Below are 15412 nucleotides of genomic sequence, written 5' to 3'. Positions count from 1 at the left end.
GTCCCGTTGAAAATTCAAATCTCCGAGCGTCAGCGTGCTTGATAGCTCGCATTGCTGGCTCTGATTGAAACCCTGGAAAGCCCATTGTGCTTTAAAGCAAATTCCAAAACGTGTCGGGGGGTCTGATTAGTCGGGCCCAGGGTCACTTGTGATACGGCTTCTGCGGGGATTGTTATGGGGATGTATGGAGAGATTGCCTTACCCGTCCCCCTAAGCTGCACTCCGCTAATTGAAGAGAGGTTTCCATAGGTGAATAGCCGCCATTCCTTCTCCTCGCGGAACGCGCCGTTCTTGGCCATGAAGAGGGATTTGGCAGCATTTTCATACTTCGCGTGCTTTTCGCCATTAGGGCCGAAATCCAGTGCCATAGAGCCGGTGCCATTGGACTATTTGTAGAGCCGGGCGTCTTCGCCGAAGGCATCGTGAAGCACACGCACAATCGCGTTGATTTCTTCGAAATCTTGGTAACCGTAAGCGATCTTAGTTAGCTGAAGCTTGCTCGCGGGATGTTCGTTGGCCACGGCCTCCAAGGCTTCCCTATAGAACGTAATGGAAAATCCAGCCCCATCCGCAGCATATCCCCGCCACTGGCTTAGGAGGTCGCGCTCCTCGGAAAAACAGACGCCTAATGCCAAACGATCGTGGCTGGCAGTGTCCATACAAAGTGCTGCGCCCTGTCGCTCCAGTCTTTGTTCCCGCTTGAAGAGATCAAGCCAGTAATGCCGCATCCAGTGTCCCTCAGCGGCGTCGTTTGACTGCGAAAGAGACGTCAGCCAAAGTTGCTTGCTCTTCAAAAAGGACAGAAATACGTGTTCCCCGCAATAATATGTTAGCTCCTCAGTCATAAGACGTCACGCCTCGTTCAATTGATCTCAAGCGATACAAACAAAAGCCAGTGATATCCGAGCCTGTCAAAGGAAGCGAGATCCTTAAAAGCCATTTAGGTAACCCTCACCTTTGTAATGGTCGCTCCCTGCGCTTCGCCGGCGTTCATCCAGAACGCAGCGAAATTCAGCGCCCCGTCCAGTTCCACTCAAACACCCCCAAACCTTAACACCCAGCAAATCCAAACCCCCAACTCCCCTGATTTCCCTTGCGTCTCTGGCAGGGACACCGGGCCAAGGTGCCCCCCGAAAAACAAGGGAAAGGGCCGGTTCTCAGTTGGTGCTGGCTATTTCGGGTTTCCCCCCCTACAGTCACCCCAGACGCGCGGATCCTCGTGCGGCGTCGTTTCGGGGCCGACTGTGGTTCCCGTCGCCCGAACCGGACGCCCGGCCCGGGCCTGCATCGCCTGATCATGACAAACCTTGCCCACCCTCGGCCCAACCCGGCCCTGGCGGGTGGCGTGCGTCTTGCTTTGGGGATTTGAAAAGGACCATTCCATGGGAAACTTTGTCTCGAAACCCGCCTTTGATCTGACCGCTTTTCTGGCGCAAAAAGCCAGCCCGTCGCAAACCCGCTTTCGCGGCAGAGCCGCCTATAAACCACGGGTCGCAGAGTCTGTGACGCCCGAAGATCAAAGCGCCCTTGGGGCCGAAGATCGGGGCCAGAACGCATCGGGCAACGCCAAATCCGAATAGGGCCTTGGCCGCCTTGCGGCGCGGTGACTGGGTTGCCTGACGGTCGCGGAGGGCTATGCTGATCCATGGTTCAGCGTGGAGGTTAGGGATGGCCAAGTTTGACTGGCATGCCGACAAGATCAGCCGCGAAACCCCTGTCACCGAAGATTACAGATCGACGCAGAATGTCAGGCGCTTTCTGATATCCCAGTGCGGCGCGGATTTCAAATTCGACCGGCCCTTCATGGCGTGGATCAGGGATGGCGCGCCCAAGACGATGGGCGATGTGGCAGATGCTTGGACCAATCGCCGGCGGTGAATGGGGGGGCCGGTTTGGCCTTCTGCTTACCCCTGTGCTTTGGGCGGCGGAATAGGGCTTGCCAAGACCCCCGGTGATGCGGCCAACTTGGCATCATGCGACCCGGCCCCCTGAACCTGATCACCGATGTGCCCGGCCTGCGGGTTGGCAATGCCCATGATGCGCGGTTGCGCTCGGGCAGCACTGTGCTGGTCGGCGATGGCCCGTTCACGGCGGCTGTGCATGTGATGGGCGGGGCGCCCGGCACGCGGGAAACCGATCTGCTGGCCCCGGACAAGCTGGTGCAAGAGGTGGATGCGCTGGTGCTGTCGGGTGGGTCGGCCTTTGGCCTCGATGCCTGCTCGGGCGTGGCGGATCTGTTGCGGGCGCAGGGGCGGGGCTTTGCGGTGGGTGATCAGCGGGTGCCGATCGTGCCGGGGGCGATCTTGTTTGATTTGCTGAACGGCGGCGACAAGGCGTGGGCGCGCAACCCCTATGCCGATCTGGGGGCGGCGGCGCTGCGTGCGGCGGCGTCAGAGTTTGCCTTGGGCAGTGCGGGTGCAGGTTTTGGCACTGCGACGCAGGATCTCAAGGGCGGGCTTGGCTCGGCCTCGGCGGTGTTGCCATCGGGTCTGACGGTGGGGGCGCTGGTGGCGGTCAATGCGCTTGGGTCTGCGACGGTGGGCGATACGGGCCATTTCTGGGCGGCCCTGTGGGAGGAAGGCACAGAGTTTGGTGGCCTTGGCCCCGCGCCCCGCAGGGGGCCTGCCGACGCGCCGATGCCGCGCAAGCGGATGGGAGAGGCCACGACCATTGCGATTGTGGCAACGGATGCGGCCCTGACCCAAGCACAGGCGCAGCGCATGGCAGTGGCGGCGCATGATGGCATGGCGCGGGCGCTGGTGCCCAGCCACACGCTGATGGACGGCGATCTGGTTTTTGCGGCGGCCACCGGGGCACAGCCGCTGGGTGACCCGGTGGTTGATGCCTTTCAACTGGGCCATGCGGCGGCCACCTGCCTTGCCCGGGCGATTGCGCGGGCGGTTTATCTGGCGCGATCCGTGCCGGGCGATCTGCAACCGACTTGGGCCGCGCGCCACGGGTGTTGATCCGGGGCCCGGCAGGGCCGCCAAGCGGGGGCTCGATGCCCCCCGCGGCGGCACCCTGTTTCACGGAAGGTTGGTCAGCACCTCAAGGCTGGCATAGCCATCAGCCACCCGGCCATTGGCCTTTTGCCAGGCTTTGACGGCGGCAATCGTGTTTGGCCCGATCCGGCCATCGACGCCCTTGGTGTCAAACCCGGCTGCTGTCAGCCGCCGTTGCAGATCCAGCCGTTCGTCCAGCGTCAGCGCCCGCAACTCTCGGGGCCAGCCAGACTTGATCGGTGGGCCGCCCGCAAGCCTGTCGGCCAGATGGCCGATGGCAATCACATAGGCATCGGCCGTGTTATAGTGCTCGATCACCTGAAAGTTGGAAAAGATCAGAAAGGCCGCCCCACGATGGCCCCCCGGCAGCAAGACCGACGCCAGGCCATGGTCTGGCAAGGCCCCGTCCGCCACAGGCGTAACCCCTAGCGCGGCCCAGTCGGACACCGGTTTTTTCACCCGCTCGGTCGTCTGATCATAGTCAAAGCCCTGTGGCAGACGCACTTCCAGCCCCCAGGCGGCCCCTTTGGTCCAGCCCCACTGGCGCAGGTAATTTGCGGCCGAGGCCAAAGCGTCGGCGGGATCGTCGCTCCAGATATTCCGCTTGCCATCGCCGTCGAAATCAACGGCGTAATCCCACCAACTGCTGGGCATGAACTGCGTGTGCCCCATCGCACCCGCCCAACTGCCGCGCATGCGATCCGGGGCGATATCGCCGTTTTGCACGATTTTCAGTGCGGCGATCAACTGCGTCTCAAAAAACGCGGCGCGCCTGCCATCATAGGCCAGGGTCGCCAAGGCCGCGATGGTCGATATATCGCCGCGAAAGCTGCCATAGGCTGATTCCAGGCCCCAGATTGCCGCGACCACCTGTTTTTCAACGCCATACTCGGCCTCGATCCTATTCAGCAGGGCGGCGTGTTGCTGCATCGCCTTTTGCCCCAAGGCCACGCGGTCGGCAGAAACGGCGGTGTCCAGATAGTCCCAGATCGTCTTGGTGAATTCGTTCTGGTTGCGGTCACGGCTGACGATCTTTTCGTCAAAGACAAGGCCAGCCAAGGCCCTGTCCAGCGTGGCGTCTGACAAGCCGGCGGCACGGGCGCGGGGGCGGAAGTCTTGCAGCCATGCGTCAAACCCGGCCTGCGACCCGATTTCCGTTCCCATCTCGCGCATCACTTCGGTCTCTGTCTCGGATGTGTTGGGCGATTGCGCCGCTGCGGGCTGTGCCAACACCAAGGCGCCCAGCCCGGCTGCCGTAAACCATGTAACGCGATGCATCTGCCTGCCCCTGTCTGATCTGCCACAGGGTAACGGGCGGGCGGGCAAAGGCAATCGCCAAGCCGCGCGTTACTTGCGCTTGCGCAGAACCTTGCGCTTGATGGCTGCATCCTTGGCGGCGCGTTGCCCCGGTTTGCGCGGGCTATAGCGGCCCCGGCGCGGTTTGCCCTGCGGCAGGGCCGCGCCCTCGATCGCCAGAAGTTGCAGCATCAACCCGCCGGTCACTGGAATCGCCTCGGCCAGGCGCACGGTCACGCGTTGGCCGATGCCGATGGTCAGGCCGGTGTCGGCACCGATCAGGGTTTGGGTGTCGGGGTCGTGATGAAAATACTCGCGCCCCAGATCGCGGATCGGGATCAGCCCATCGGCCCCGGTTTCATCCAGTTTCACAAACACGCCAAAGCGCTGCACGCCCGAGATGCGGCCCGTGAATTCGCTGCCCACCCGATCGGCCAGAAAGGCCGCAAGGTAACGGTCGGTGGTGTCGCGTTCGGCCATCATGCTGCGGCGTTCGGTATCCGAAATCAGCTTGGCGGTTTCTTCCAGGCTTTCGATGTCTTGCGGGGTCAGCCCGTCTTTGCCCCAGCCATGCGCCGCGATCAGCGCGCGGTGCACGATCAGATCGGAATAGCGGCGGATGGGCGAGGTGAAATGGGCATAGTTCCGCAGGGCCAGCCCGAAATGGCCAAAGTTTTCCGGGAAGTAATAGGCCTGCGTCATGCTGCGCAAGGCGCTGATGTTCATCAATTCGTCAAATTCGGTGCCTTCGGCCTGTGCCAGCAACCGGTTCAGATGCGAGGTTTTCAGCACCTGCCCCTTGGCCAGCGTAAAGCCCGAGGCCTCGGCCACTTCGCGCAGGGCCTCGATCTTGTCCATCGAGGGTTCTTCGTGCACCCGGAACAGCAGCGGCGTTTTCTTGGCCACCAGTTCTTCGGCGGCGGCGACATTGGCCAGCACCATGAATTCTTCGATCAGCTTATGGGCGTCAAAGCGTTCCTTGAAATCGACCGACAGCACCTTGCCATCCTCCGACAGCACAATCCGGCGCTCCGGCAGGTCAAGGTCCAGCGGCTGGCGGATGGCGCGGGCGTGTTTCAAGGCCGCATAGGCGGCATAAAGCGGCCGCAGGATCGGGTCGAGCAGCGGGCCCGTCACATCATCTGGCCGCCCGTCAATGGCGGATTGCACCTGTTCGTAATTCAGCGAGGCCGCCGAGCGCATCAGCCCGCGCACAAAGCGGTGGCTGATCTTGTGGCCCTGCGCATCAATGCGCATGCGCACCGCAAGACAGGCGCGGTCAACATGTTCGTGCAGGCTGCACAGATCGCCCGACAGCACATCGGGCAGCATCGGCACCACACGGTCGGGGAAATAGGTGGAATTGCCACGCTTGCGCGCCTCGCGGTCCAGCGCCGATCCGGGGCGGACGTAATGCGCCACGTCGGCGATGGCGACCCAGATGACAAATCCGCCCGGATTGCCCTGCTCTTTGTCATGCTCGACATAAACGGCATCGTCACGGTCGCGCGCATCTACCGGGTCGATGGTCACAAGCGGCAGGTCGCGCAGATCATCGCGGCCCTTGATGCCGGCGGGTTTCATGGCCTCGGCCTCGGCGATCACCGGATCGGGAAAGCGGTCGGGAATGCCGTGCTGGTGAATGGCGATCAGCGATACGGCGCGCGGGCCGGTCGGGTCGCCCAGACGGGCGGTGACGCGGGCCTGTGGCAGGCCCATGCTGCGCCGCCCCACGGCTTCGGCCTCGACCAACTCGCCATCGCGGGCCTCCATCGTGGCATCGCGCGCCACGCGCCATTCCTTGTCCGAGCCTTTGTCGATGGGCAGGATTCGGCCACCTTCGGCCGTGCTGCGAAACACCCCCAGCACTTTCAACGGGTTTGATCCAAGGCGGCGGATCAAGCGCGCCTCATAGGCCCAAGGATGGCCGGCGACTTCGGTCAGGCGCGCCAGAATGCGGTCACCCCCGGCCAAGGCCGGATCCCCCTTTTTGGCGACAAACAGAATGCGCGGGGCCGGGTCTTCGCCCGCCCACTCTATTGGTTGGGCAAACAGATCGCCCTGATCATCGGGCGGCAGCATGGTCAGCAGCGAGACCGGAGGCAGGCTGGCGGCATCGCGATAGCTGCGCTTTTTCTTGGTCAGCGCGCCATCTTCTTCCAGTTCTTTCAGCAGACGCTTCAACTCGATCCGGCCCGCGCCTTTGATGCCAAAGGCTTTGGCAATGTCACGCTTGGCGACAAGTCCGGGGTTTTCGGTGATCCATTGCAGGATCTGCTCTTTGCTGGGCAACTGTTCCATGCCTATGCCCTAGCACGGACAGAGGCGCCCGGAAAGCGGGCTTACCAGCGCGACAAGGCGGCTTCGTCCTCGTCGCGGGCGGCCACCCATTCGGCCCCATCGGCGCGGATTTCCTTTTTCCAGAATGGCGCGCGCGATTTCAGGTAATCCATCAGGAATTCAGCGGCGGCAAAGGCATCGGCCCGGTGGCGGGCGGCGGTGGCGACCATCATGATCGGATCATTGGCGGCCAGCCGCCCGTGGCGGTGGATCACCAGCGCATCGGCCAGGGACCAGCGTGCCATGGCCTGATCCATGATCGCGGCAATCGCCTTTTCAGTCATGCCGGGATAATGCTCGATCTCCATCGCCGAAAGGGTGCCGCCGTTGTCACGCACGATGCCGGTAAAAGTGACCACTGCCCCTGCGCCGGTTTGGGCGGCGGCAAAGGCATTGGCCTCGGCCCCCAGATCAAAGACATCAGACTGAACTGAAAGTCGCATCTCAGCCCCCGGTCATCGGTGGGAAAAAGGCCACTTCCCGCACACCGGCCAAGGGGGCGTCGAAAGACGACAGTTCCTGATCCAGCGCCACCCGCAGCGAGGCCAGATCGGCAAAGGCCATGGCATAGCGATCTTCACGGGCTTTCAGCTCTTCGACCAGTTCGGCAACGGTTGTGGCCGTGGTGGCAATCTGTTCGCGCGGCAGGCCGATGCGTTCGCGCACCCAGGCAAAATAGATGACCTCGATCATTCCTTATCCTCGCGCAGGAAGGGCAGGGATTTGGTGAAATAGTCCCAGCCGGTCAGGGCGGTCAGCAGCGCCGCGATCCAGATCAGCCACAGGCCGATCATGGTGGCAATCGACGAACAGCCCCGCGTGCCGCAGGATCTGATCGGATCTGCCAAACCTTCGGACACCAGCCGGGCATATTGATCCAGCGACAGGCCACGGCGGGCGATGCCCTCCAGATGCTCTAGCCCCGTGCCCAGAAACAGCACGGCAATCGCCACCATCTGCGCCGTGGTTTTCCATTTGGCCAGCTTGGTCACCTTAAGCAAACCGGCCTTGGCCCCCAGAAATTCACGCAGGCCCGAAACAAACACCTCACGGAACAAGATCACGGTGACAGGCAGGATCAGCCAGGGGTTCATGCCGGAATAGCCGGTGATGATGACCAGGGCGATCACCACCATGGCCTTGTCGGCGATCGGGTCCATCATCGCGCCGAATTTCGATTCCTGATGCCAAAGCCGGGCAAGATAGCCATCAAACCAGTCGGTCACCGCGGCGGTGATGAACAGCGTCAGGGCAAACCAATCCGCCCAAGGGCGGTGGAAATACAAAAACATCACAGCAACGCCGGGCGCAGCTGCAAGGCGCAGCACAGTCAGGATGTTGGGAACCGTCCATTTCATGCGCCTTGCTTAACCTATTCTTGCCGCACGGGGGAAGTGGATTTGATCAGAAGGGCACCGGGGCCGCAAAGCTGACCCAGGCGCCCGTGTCAGGGTGATGCAGCGCCAGTGTTTCGGCATGCAGCATCAGACGGGGCGCATTTCGTGCCGGGCCGGTGGCGTAAATCTGATCGCCGATGATCGGATGCCCCAGTGCCAGCATATGCACCCGCAACTGGTGGCTGCGCCCGGTCAAGGGCGACAGGCGCACGCGGGTTTCGGTGTCGCTGCGCCCGATCACCTGCCAATCGGTCTGTGCCGGGCGGCCCTGATCGTGGCTGACCATCTGGCGCGGACGGTTCGGCCAATCGGTGCACAGCGGCAGGTCGATATGGCCACTGTCGCCCGCCACCACCCCTGCCACGCGGGCGACATAGGTTTTCTTGGCGCGGCGCTTTTCAAATTCCTGGCCCAGAAACCCCTGAGCCTGTTTGGTGCGGGCAAAGATCATCACGCCAGAGGTGTCACAATCCAGCCGATGCACAACCAGCGCATCCCAGCGTTCGGCCTGCAAGCGGCTGATCAGGCAATCCGACCGTCCCTCCAGCTTGCCCGGAACACTCAGCAATCCGGCCGCTTTGTCCACCACCAGAATATGCCGATCTTCATACAGGATAACCGGTTTGCCCGGGGGCGGATCATAGGTGAAATCGGGGATCAGGCTGGGCGGGCTGCCTTGGGGTCTGCGCGCACTCATACGATCTGGTGGCCTGCACTGCGCAGCCGTTCAGCCAAAAGCGCGATATGGGCCGGCCCAACCTCGCAACAGCCGCCGATGATCGTTGCGCCCATGCCCACCCAAGCCATGGCAAAATCGGCATATTTCTCGGGGGTCAGATCGTGACGGTGGGTCAGTTCCTTGACTGTGGGCGCATCTTTCAGAAAGTTGCCCGAAATATGGGTAAAGCCGTTGGCATAGGCGCCAAACGGCAGGCCAAGGGTTTTCAACCCGGCCAAAGCATCGGCCATCGCCTCGGGCACCGAGCAATTGGCCAGCACCGCTGCAATCGGATAGGCTGCGATCAGCCGGGCCAGATCTGTCACCGGCTCGCCCGAGCGCAGTTTGCTGCCATCATGGTCATCGACCGTCACCGCCAGCCAGATCGGCTTGCCGCCCTCGACCGCGCCTTTCACCGCGCCTTCGCACATTTCCACCGATGCCAACGTTTCGCACAGGATCACATCGACATGCGGCCCCAGGATGCGGGCGATTTCGGCATATTTGGGCGCGGCAATCGCAACGGGCTGGGTCACTTCGGGGCGATAGGTGCCGATCAGAGGCCCCATCGACGCGGCGATGCGGCCCGAGCCGTGGTGGGCGCGGGCCTCATGCGCCTCGACAAGGGCGCGCAGATGCAGGGCGTGAAACAGTGGGTCAAGGTCAAACCGTTCCAGCCGGTCGTGGTGGATGGCATAGGTGTTGGTCGTGGCGACCGTGGCACCTGCGGCAAAATAATCCTGATGGATGTCGCGCACCAGGCCGGGGTGATCGATCATCACCCGCGTCGCCCAAAGCGGCGTCGGATCATCGCCCGACCGGGCCACCAGTTCCTGCCCCATGCCGCCGTCCAGAAGCGTGATGTCAGCCATTCGTGTTTCCTTTGTCAAAGCGGGCAGGGCAAGGTGCCGGGGTCAGGCCGCGTCGTGAAAGACCTCGGCCAGCAGGGCGGTGAAGAATGCCTCATCTGCGGGGGTAAAGGCCGCAGGGGTGTTGCTGTCAAGATCCAGCACCCCCAGCAGTTTTCCCGCGCCATTCCAGACCGGCAGCACCAGTTCAGACCGGGTTGACGAGGCGCAGGCGATATGGCCCGGAAAGGCATCGACATCAGGCACGTTCTGCACCTGCCCGGTCCGCGCACAGGCCCCGCAAACCCCGCGCGAGAACGGAATGACAAGACAACCATGGCCGCCCTGATAGGGCCCGATCTTCAGCAACTCGGGCGCGACCACGCGGTAAAACCCCGTCCAGTCGCAAAGCGGATGGTGCTGATGCACCTCGCAGGCGATGGTTGCCATCAGCGCCACGGCATCGGTTTCGCCATGCGTCAGCGCGATGATCTGGCTGCGCAAGCTGTCGTAATCGGGGGTCATGTCAGTATCCAAGGGCAATGCCATCCTTCCGCGGGTCAGAGCCAGCGATAAGCACATTATCATCACCAATGACAATGGCCTGCGCACCGCCCAAGGGGGTTTGCGGGGTGGTGATCACATGCCCCATCGCCGCCAGATCGGCGCGCACGCTGTCGCTGTAGCCGCGCTCTACCTGCAACCCATCTGGGCCGGCAAAGCAGCGCGGTGCGTCGATGGCCGACTGCACATCAAGGCCGAAATCAACCATATTGGTCAGCAACCGGGCATGGCCGCAGGGTTGATAGCCTCCGCCCATCACGCCAAAGGGCATGGTCACGCGCCCGCCCTGCATCACCATGCCGGGGATGATCGTATGCATCGGGCGCTTGCCGCCCGCTGCCTCGTTCGGGTGGCCTTGGGTCAGGGTAAAGCCAGCGCCACGGTTCTGGAAATTGATGCCGAATTTTTCCGACGCAAAGCCCGAGCCAAAGCCCCAGAACACCGAATAGATCAGCGATACGGCCATGCGGTTACGGTCAACCACCGTGATATAGATCGTGTCCTTGTGGATCGCCTCGGTCAGCGGCGCGGCGGATGGCATCGCCTTTTTGGGGTCGATCAGGGCGGCCAACCGGGCTGCGGTGTCGTCAGAGATCATATGATCCAGCCGCGACATCTGGGCGGGGTCTGCGACAAAGCGGTTGCGGGCATCATAGGCCAGTTTTGTCGCCTCGGCCTCGATATGGGCGCGCAGGGGGCCAAACGGATCCATCGCCGCCAGATCGAAATGGCGCAGGATCTTGAGCATCAGGATCGCCGTTGCCCCCTGACCATTCGGCGGGTGCTCTAGCAAATCAATGCCGCGATAGGGGCCTTGAACCGGGTCACCCCAATCGCAGGCGGTGGCGTCAAGGTCTTCCAGCGTATGGGTGCCGCCAAGGGCGCGCAGGCTGTTGATCAGATCCTCGGCCACTTCGCCCTGGTAGAACCCGGCGCGGCCGTCGCGCGCGATGCGGCGCAGCACTTCGGCCTGACCGGGGGCGCGGAAGATCTGGCCCGCTTTGGGGGCTTGGCCGTTCAGCAGATAGTAATCGCGGGCAATGCCTTGCAGATCGGCAGCATCTTCGGCCCAGTCAAAGGCCACGCGGGGGGCGACGGGCACGCCCGCTTCGGCATAGTGGATGGCCGGGGCCAGCAGATCGGCCAGCGGGGCCGCGCCATAATCAGCGTTCAGGCGGCAAAAGGCATCGACAGCGCCGGGCATCGTGACCGATTCAATCCCGTGCAGCGGCACAGCCGTCAGGCCGCGTGCGCGCATTTCGGCCGCCGAAAGGCCCTTGGGCGCGCGGCCCGACCCGTTCAGGGCGACCACACGCTCTTGCCCTGCGGGTTTGACCAGCACAAAGCAATCACCGCCCAAGCCCGTCATTTGCGGTTCACAAATGCCCAGCAAAACCGCACCCGCAACAGCGGCATCCGCCGCGTTTCCGCCTGCTCGCAGAATTTGAACGGCGGCCTGTGCCGCCAAAGGGTGGGATGTGGCAACCATTCCGGTTTGCGCCAGTGTTGCCGAACGCCCAGGCAGGTGAAAATCACGCATCGCTGACCTTTTGCTTGCTTTTGGCGCCAAGCTAGGCCGCGTCTGCGCAATTGCCAACTGCAGAGATCCTCGGTGCCACGAAATGGGTGGGGGCAATTTTCCGCAGCACCGAGGGAAGCTTTATGCAGCTACAGGGGTAATATCCTGGTTTGGCGGGGCGGTTTTAGGGGGAAATTCAGGCCCTTTCGCGTCAATTTTGATCGGGCAGCAACAATGCCCCACCTTAGGCCAGCTTTGTTTCCGCCGGGATGCAAAAGCTGAGATGATTGCTGCCGTTGCGCCGTTGATAGTGCAGATCCTGCGCCAAGGTTCGAATCAGAAACCAGCCAAACCCCCCTTCTGGCAGATCGACTGGCGCGCAAGACATCGGGTTTTCACCGTTGGGCAGCACCCCCAAGGGCATAGGGCGCCCGGTATCCCAGATATGGCAAACAAGGCCCGCGTGGCCGGGGGTCAGTGAAACCGCAATCTCGCCTGCGCTTTGTGCGTAGGAATGTTCAACAATGTTGTTCAACGCCTCGGCCAGCACGATCTGGGCCGAGTCACGCAGCGTATCGGGCAGATCGACCTGGGCAGGCGGGTCGAACAATTGCCGCAGGGCCGCCCGAACGGCGGGGGCTGTTGCCGCAATGACAAGATGCGTCGATGCCATGACCAGATCAAACAGCCTGCTGACGAATCTCGGGCAGGGTGGCGTGAATTGGAAAGATGCTGTTCATGCGGGTCAGGTGAAACACCTTTTCAACCGGCGCCGTCAGACAGGCCAGTTCAAGCACCCGGTCAGGCCACAGCATCTTGCGCACCGAAACAACGGCCCCCAGACCAGAACTGTCGATGAAATTGACCTGCGCCAGATCCAGCACGATCCGCTGGCCTTGTGGCGTGATGGCTGCGCGCATCGCCTCTTTGAAGTCGATGGCGCAGGCCGCGTCGATCCGCGGTTCCTGCACATGGATGATCAAAAGGTCGTTCGAGAGTGTGGTTGCGATCTGCATTTGGGCCTCCATTACTGGGGGCAAGCTACCGCGCGAGTCTTACCGGATGGTCAATGCCATTCAGTTGAGTTGAAATTGCAACGGGTAGCGGCCATCAATGAAGTCGCCGAACAGATCATGCAGATCGGGGTGGCTGATGGGCTGGCCGGTTTCATCGGGAACAAGGTTCTGTTCAGAAACATAGGCCACATAATAGCTTTGGTCGTTTTCCGCCAACAGGTGATAAAACGGCTGGTTCTTGGCCGGGCGGCTGTCTTCGGGGATGTTTTCATACCATTCATCGGTGTTTGAAAACATTGCATCGACATCAAACACGACGCCGCGGAACGGGTGCTTGCGGTGGCGAACCACCTGCCCGAGGTGGTATTTTGGCATCGATTTCAGCATCGCATTGCATCCCCTTGGCTTCATAAGTAATCCCGAAGGGGTCTGCTTGTCCACATTGACGGGCGATGAAATAGGGAAACAAACTGTGGACCTTATCCTCACAGTGCTTGAAATTGTCGCACCTGTCGGCCTTTTGGGGGCCATCGGGTTTGTCTGGGTCAAGACCGGGCATGAATACCGGATGGAGTTCATCACCCGCCTGTCGATGACCCTTTCGGTGCCGGCGCTGATCTTTACGGCGCTGATGAAAACCGAAATCGAGCCTGCCGCTTTGACCGCGCTGACGCTGGCGGCGGTGGTGGCCTATCTGGTGCTGACACTGATCTTTTGGGCGCTGTTGCGGCTGGGGCACCTGTCGCAGCGCACCTTTCTGGCGCCGATGATCTTTGGCAACACGGGCAATGTCGGGCTGCCGCTGGCGCTGTTTGCTTTTGGCGAGGCGGGATTTGCCTATGCCGTGGTCGTCTTTGCCGTGATGGCCATTTTCTCTTTCACTGCAGGGGTTTGGCTGGTGTCAGGTGGCGGGTCGCCGCTGCGGGCGCTGCGCGAACCGGTGACTTGGGCCACCTTGCTGGGGGCTGTTTTCCTGTGGCAGGGGTGGCAGACGCCGGGCTGGCTGACCAATGCGTTGTCGCTGTTGGGCCAGATCGCGATTCCGGTGATGCTGATCACCCTTGGCGTGGCTGTGGCCCGGCTGAGTGCGGGCCGCTTGGGGCGGGCCTTTGTGCTGTCGCTGGTGCGGGCGGGCGTCTGCGTCGGGGTGGCCGTGGCGGTTGGGCAGTGGTTTGGGCTGGAGCCTGTGGCCTATGCGGTGTTGGTGCTGCAAATCTCGACCCCGGTGGCGGTGACGTCTTATATGCTGGCCGAGAAATACGGGGCGGATTCAGAGGCCGTGGCCGGCATGGTCATTGCCTCGACCATTCTGGCCGTGGCCTCGTTGCCGCTTACTCTTGGTTTTCTGATCTAGGGGGACATTGCGCCCCATTTGCACCCGGGCCGATTTCGCGTATCGTGCAAGGCAATAAAGAAACGTGCGAGGGGCAAATGAGCAGATTTCTCCGCGCGTCGATCCTGTTTCTGGCCCTTGCATCCTGCGGGGGGGGTAACTTTTCGGCGCCTCGTGATTTGGACAATGCCTGCGCGATTGTGCGGGAACGTCCGCAATATTACAGCGCCATGAAGGCGACAGAACGGCGTTGGGGCATTCCGGTGCATGTTCAGATGGCGACCATTCACCAAGAGTCGAAGTTCATCGGCAATGCCCGCACACCGCATCGTTTTGCGGTTGGCGTGATCCCGATGGGGCGGCAATCTTCAGCCTATGGCTATAGCCAAGCCCTTGATGCGACTTGGGAAGAATACCAAGTCGAGCAGCGCCGCAGAGGCGCGAAGCGGGATCGGATCAATGATGCGACCGATTTCATGGGCTGGTATATGAACGCCTCGACCGAACGTCTGGGCATCTCGAAAAACGATGCGCAGGGGCAGTATCTGGCCTATCACGAAGGGCGGACGGGCTATGCCCGCCAAAGCTATCTGGGCAAGCCCTGGTTGGTTGAGGTTGCCGCGCGGGTGCAGTCGCGGGCGAATATGTATGCCCAGCAACTGGCAAGCTGCGGGCGTTAAAGCCCGCGCTTGTTGACCTCTCGGGTGATGTCGAAATAAGAGGGTGGCAGATTGCCGCCCTTTTTCATTTCGCCAAGAATAACAGTGGTTTGACTGCCCATGTCATCGGTGATCACCCATTGCCGCAACTCGACCGGGTTGCCGGTGAACACCAGTTCGATGGTGCCATAACCGGGGTTGTCGGGGTCTTGGGCGACGACGCGGGTGGTGTTTTCCACCTGTTTGTGCCCCACCACCATACGGGCGCGGGCAAGGTTGATATTGGCGGCCAGGATCAGGTTCAGCGGGGTGCGCGCCAGCGGATACTGCTCGGGTGCTTGGTTGGATTTTCCATCAAAAACAGCGACTTGCTGGCCACCTGCGATGACAAGGCTTTTGTCCGGCGGGGCATATTCAAACCGCACGCGACCGGGGCGGCGGATGAACAGCTTGCCCGTGGCGATACTGCCATCGGCGTTCACTTGGGTGAAATCCGTCTCGACAGTTGTCAAGCCATTGAGATAATTTGACAATTCCCCAAGTGAAAGCGGGGCGGCCTGGGCGGGTGCACCCAGAGCGAGGAGGGCGAGCGGGGCCAGTATGGCGGTGCGACGGTTCATGATCGTGATATATGGCACCTGAAACCTTCTCGCATCTGTCTTTGTCAAGAATTGCAAAGTTTTGCCGAAAGCGTGAGCGGCCGTGACGGGATGGCCGTGG

20 protein-coding genes are annotated in these 15412 nt (G+C 61.8%); 5 read left to right on the top strand and 15 right to left on the bottom strand.

The window, feature by feature from the left end:
• Positions 1 to 29 precede the first annotated feature (29 nt).
• The gene (locus V3C85_RS16235; protein WP_331796414.1) at positions 30 to 368 is read right to left on the bottom strand and encodes a hypothetical protein; all 339 of its coding nucleotides are present in this window, start codon (positions 366 to 368) and stop codon (positions 30 to 32) included.
• 18 nt (positions 369 to 386) lie between these two features.
• Complete coding sequence (locus tag V3C85_RS16230) at positions 387 to 845, bottom strand: DUF2971 domain-containing protein (protein WP_331796413.1); 459 nt, start codon at positions 843 to 845, stop codon at positions 387 to 389.
• A 537-nt stretch (positions 846 to 1382) separates the two neighbouring features.
• Between V3C85_RS16230 and V3C85_RS16225 the strand changes: the two genes are divergently transcribed.
• From V3C85_RS16225 to V3C85_RS16215, 3 genes are all read left to right on the top strand, one after another.
• Positions 1383 to 1580 (top strand): hypothetical protein, encoded by a 198-nt coding sequence (locus V3C85_RS16225; protein WP_331796412.1) that lies wholly within the window; start codon positions 1383 to 1385, stop codon positions 1578 to 1580.
• 88 nt (positions 1581 to 1668) lie between these two features.
• The gene (locus tag V3C85_RS16220; protein ID WP_331796410.1) at positions 1669 to 1878 is read left to right on the top strand and encodes a DUF6434 domain-containing protein; all 210 of its coding nucleotides are present in this window, start codon (positions 1669 to 1671) and stop codon (positions 1876 to 1878) included.
• A gap of 95 nt (positions 1879 to 1973) precedes the next feature.
• Positions 1974 to 2966, top strand: coding sequence for a P1 family peptidase (locus tag V3C85_RS16215; protein WP_331796408.1), 993 nt, complete (start codon positions 1974 to 1976; stop codon positions 2964 to 2966).
• A gap of 60 nt (positions 2967 to 3026) precedes the next feature.
• Here V3C85_RS16215 and V3C85_RS16210 read toward each other — a convergent pair whose 3' ends face one another.
• The 12 genes from V3C85_RS16210 to hspQ all read right to left on the bottom strand — a co-directional run bounded on the left by V3C85_RS16210 (position 3027) and on the right by hspQ (position 13087).
• Positions 3027 to 4280, bottom strand: a complete 1254-nt coding sequence (locus V3C85_RS16210; protein ID WP_445942030.1) for a lytic murein transglycosylase — start codon at positions 4278 to 4280, stop codon at positions 3027 to 3029.
• Positions 4281 to 4349: 69 nt separating this feature from the next.
• A complete protein-coding gene (gene rnr, locus V3C85_RS16205) occupies positions 4350 to 6599 on the bottom strand; it encodes a ribonuclease R (protein WP_331796406.1) in 2250 nt (749 codons plus the stop codon).
• A 41-nt stretch (positions 6600 to 6640) separates the two neighbouring features.
• Positions 6641 to 7081, bottom strand: a complete 441-nt coding sequence (locus tag V3C85_RS16200; protein WP_331796404.1) for a molybdenum cofactor biosynthesis protein MoaE — start codon at positions 7079 to 7081, stop codon at positions 6641 to 6643.
• 1 nt (position 7082) lies between these two features.
• Positions 7083 to 7331, bottom strand: a complete 249-nt coding sequence (gene moaD, locus V3C85_RS16195; protein WP_331796402.1) for a molybdopterin converting factor subunit 1 — start codon at positions 7329 to 7331, stop codon at positions 7083 to 7085.
• Positions 7328 to 7996 (bottom strand): CDP-diacylglycerol--glycerol-3-phosphate 3-phosphatidyltransferase, encoded by a 669-nt coding sequence (pgsA, locus tag V3C85_RS16190; RefSeq protein WP_331796400.1) that lies wholly within the window; start codon positions 7994 to 7996, stop codon positions 7328 to 7330. Before pgsA ends, moaD begins: the two co-directional genes overlap by 4 nt.
• Positions 7997 to 8042: 46 nt before the next feature.
• Entirely contained in the window at positions 8043 to 8732 is a 690-nt protein-coding gene (locus tag V3C85_RS16185) for a pseudouridine synthase (RefSeq protein ID WP_331796398.1), read from the bottom strand.
• Entirely contained in the window at positions 8729 to 9625 is an 897-nt protein-coding gene (locus tag V3C85_RS16180; RefSeq protein WP_331796396.1) for a homocysteine S-methyltransferase family protein, read from the bottom strand. Before V3C85_RS16180 ends, V3C85_RS16185 begins: the two co-directional genes overlap by 4 nt.
• A 42-nt stretch (positions 9626 to 9667) precedes the next feature.
• Positions 9668 to 10126 (bottom strand): GAF domain-containing protein, encoded by a 459-nt coding sequence (locus V3C85_RS16175; RefSeq protein WP_331796394.1) that lies wholly within the window; start codon positions 10124 to 10126, stop codon positions 9668 to 9670.
• Position 10127: 1 nt separating this feature from the next.
• Positions 10128 to 11705 (bottom strand): gamma-glutamyltransferase family protein, encoded by a 1578-nt coding sequence (locus V3C85_RS16170; protein WP_331796392.1) that lies wholly within the window; start codon positions 11703 to 11705, stop codon positions 10128 to 10130.
• A 223-nt stretch (positions 11706 to 11928) separates the two neighbouring features.
• Positions 11929 to 12357 carry an ATP-binding protein gene (locus V3C85_RS16165; protein ID WP_331796391.1) on the bottom strand — a complete coding sequence of 143 codons (429 nt, stop codon included), beginning with the start codon at positions 12355 to 12357 and terminating at the stop codon, positions 11929 to 11931.
• A gap of 7 nt (positions 12358 to 12364) precedes the next feature.
• A complete protein-coding gene (locus V3C85_RS16160; RefSeq protein WP_331796390.1) occupies positions 12365 to 12700 on the bottom strand; it encodes an STAS domain-containing protein in 336 nt (111 codons plus the stop codon).
• Positions 12701 to 12760: 60 nt separating this feature from the next.
• Positions 12761 to 13087, bottom strand: a complete 327-nt coding sequence (gene hspQ / locus V3C85_RS16155) for a heat shock protein HspQ (RefSeq protein WP_331796389.1) — start codon at positions 13085 to 13087, stop codon at positions 12761 to 12763.
• Between the two features lie 85 nt (positions 13088 to 13172).
• On the opposite strand from hspQ, the gene V3C85_RS16150 reads away from it, so the two are divergent.
• Complete coding sequence (locus tag V3C85_RS16150) at positions 13173 to 14054, top strand: AEC family transporter (protein ID WP_331796388.1); 882 nt, start codon at positions 13173 to 13175, stop codon at positions 14052 to 14054.
• A 77-nt stretch (positions 14055 to 14131) separates the two neighbouring features.
• Entirely contained in the window at positions 14132 to 14713 is a 582-nt protein-coding gene (locus V3C85_RS16145) for a transglycosylase SLT domain-containing protein (protein ID WP_331796386.1), read from the top strand.
• On the opposite strand, the gene V3C85_RS16140 is transcribed toward V3C85_RS16145, so the two are convergent.
• A complete protein-coding gene (locus V3C85_RS16140; protein ID WP_331796385.1) occupies positions 14710 to 15312 on the bottom strand; it encodes a LolA family protein in 603 nt (200 codons plus the stop codon). The genes V3C85_RS16145 and V3C85_RS16140 overlap by 4 nt on opposite strands.
• Between the last annotated feature and the right edge of the window lie 100 nt (positions 15313 to 15412).

This window comes from Pseudotabrizicola sp. L79 (assembly GCF_036553525.1).
In the GTDB taxonomy this organism is placed as follows: Bacteria; Pseudomonadota; Alphaproteobacteria; order Rhodobacterales; family Rhodobacteraceae; genus Pseudotabrizicola.
Note: the sequence above shows the minus strand (reverse complement) of the source record. Positions and strands in the feature narration are given on the sequence as shown.

What these genes read in the sequence shown, in the direction of transcription:
- V3C85_RS16235 (WP_331796414.1), bottom strand. Translation starts at nt 368, where the DNA reads ATGGCACTGGATTTCGGCCCTAATGGCGAAAAGCACGCGAAGTATGAA.
- V3C85_RS16230 (WP_331796413.1), bottom strand. Translation starts at nt 845, where the DNA reads ATGACTGAGGAGCTAACATATTATTGCGGGGAACACGTATTTCTGTCC.
- V3C85_RS16225 (WP_331796412.1), top strand. Translation starts at nt 1,383, where the DNA reads ATGGGAAACTTTGTCTCGAAACCCGCCTTTGATCTGACCGCTTTTCTG.
- V3C85_RS16220 (WP_331796410.1), top strand. Translation starts at nt 1,669, where the DNA reads ATGGCCAAGTTTGACTGGCATGCCGACAAGATCAGCCGCGAAACCCCT.
- V3C85_RS16215 (WP_331796408.1), top strand. Translation starts at nt 1,974, where the DNA reads ATGCGACCCGGCCCCCTGAACCTGATCACCGATGTGCCCGGCCTGCGG.
- V3C85_RS16210 (WP_445942030.1), bottom strand. Translation starts at nt 4,280, where the DNA reads ATGCATCGCGTTACATGGTTTACGGCAGCCGGGCTGGGCGCCTTGGTG.
- rnr (WP_331796406.1), bottom strand. Translation starts at nt 6,599, where the DNA reads ATGGAACAGTTGCCCAGCAAAGAGCAGATCCTGCAATGGATCACCGAA.
- V3C85_RS16200 (WP_331796404.1), bottom strand. Translation starts at nt 7,081, where the DNA reads ATGCGACTTTCAGTTCAGTCTGATGTCTTTGATCTGGGGGCCGAGGCC.
- moaD (WP_331796402.1), bottom strand. Translation starts at nt 7,331, where the DNA reads ATGATCGAGGTCATCTATTTTGCCTGGGTGCGCGAACGCATCGGCCTG.
- pgsA (WP_331796400.1), bottom strand. Translation starts at nt 7,996, where the DNA reads ATGAAATGGACGGTTCCCAACATCCTGACTGTGCTGCGCCTTGCAGCT.
- V3C85_RS16185 (WP_331796398.1), bottom strand. Translation starts at nt 8,732, where the DNA reads ATGAGTGCGCGCAGACCCCAAGGCAGCCCGCCCAGCCTGATCCCCGAT.
- V3C85_RS16180 (WP_331796396.1), bottom strand. Translation starts at nt 9,625, where the DNA reads ATGGCTGACATCACGCTTCTGGACGGCGGCATGGGGCAGGAACTGGTG.
- V3C85_RS16175 (WP_331796394.1), bottom strand. Translation starts at nt 10,126, where the DNA reads ATGACCCCCGATTACGACAGCTTGCGCAGCCAGATCATCGCGCTGACG.
- V3C85_RS16170 (WP_331796392.1), bottom strand. Translation starts at nt 11,705, where the DNA reads ATGCGTGATTTTCACCTGCCTGGGCGTTCGGCAACACTGGCGCAAACC.
- V3C85_RS16165 (WP_331796391.1), bottom strand. Translation starts at nt 12,357, where the DNA reads ATGGCATCGACGCATCTTGTCATTGCGGCAACAGCCCCCGCCGTTCGG.
- V3C85_RS16160 (WP_331796390.1), bottom strand. Translation starts at nt 12,700, where the DNA reads ATGCAGATCGCAACCACACTCTCGAACGACCTTTTGATCATCCATGTG.
- hspQ (WP_331796389.1), bottom strand. Translation starts at nt 13,087, where the DNA reads ATGCTGAAATCGATGCCAAAATACCACCTCGGGCAGGTGGTTCGCCAC.
- V3C85_RS16145 (WP_331796386.1), top strand. Translation starts at nt 14,132, where the DNA reads ATGAGCAGATTTCTCCGCGCGTCGATCCTGTTTCTGGCCCTTGCATCC.
- V3C85_RS16140 (WP_331796385.1), bottom strand. Translation starts at nt 15,312, where the DNA reads ATGAACCGTCGCACCGCCATACTGGCCCCGCTCGCCCTCCTCGCTCTG.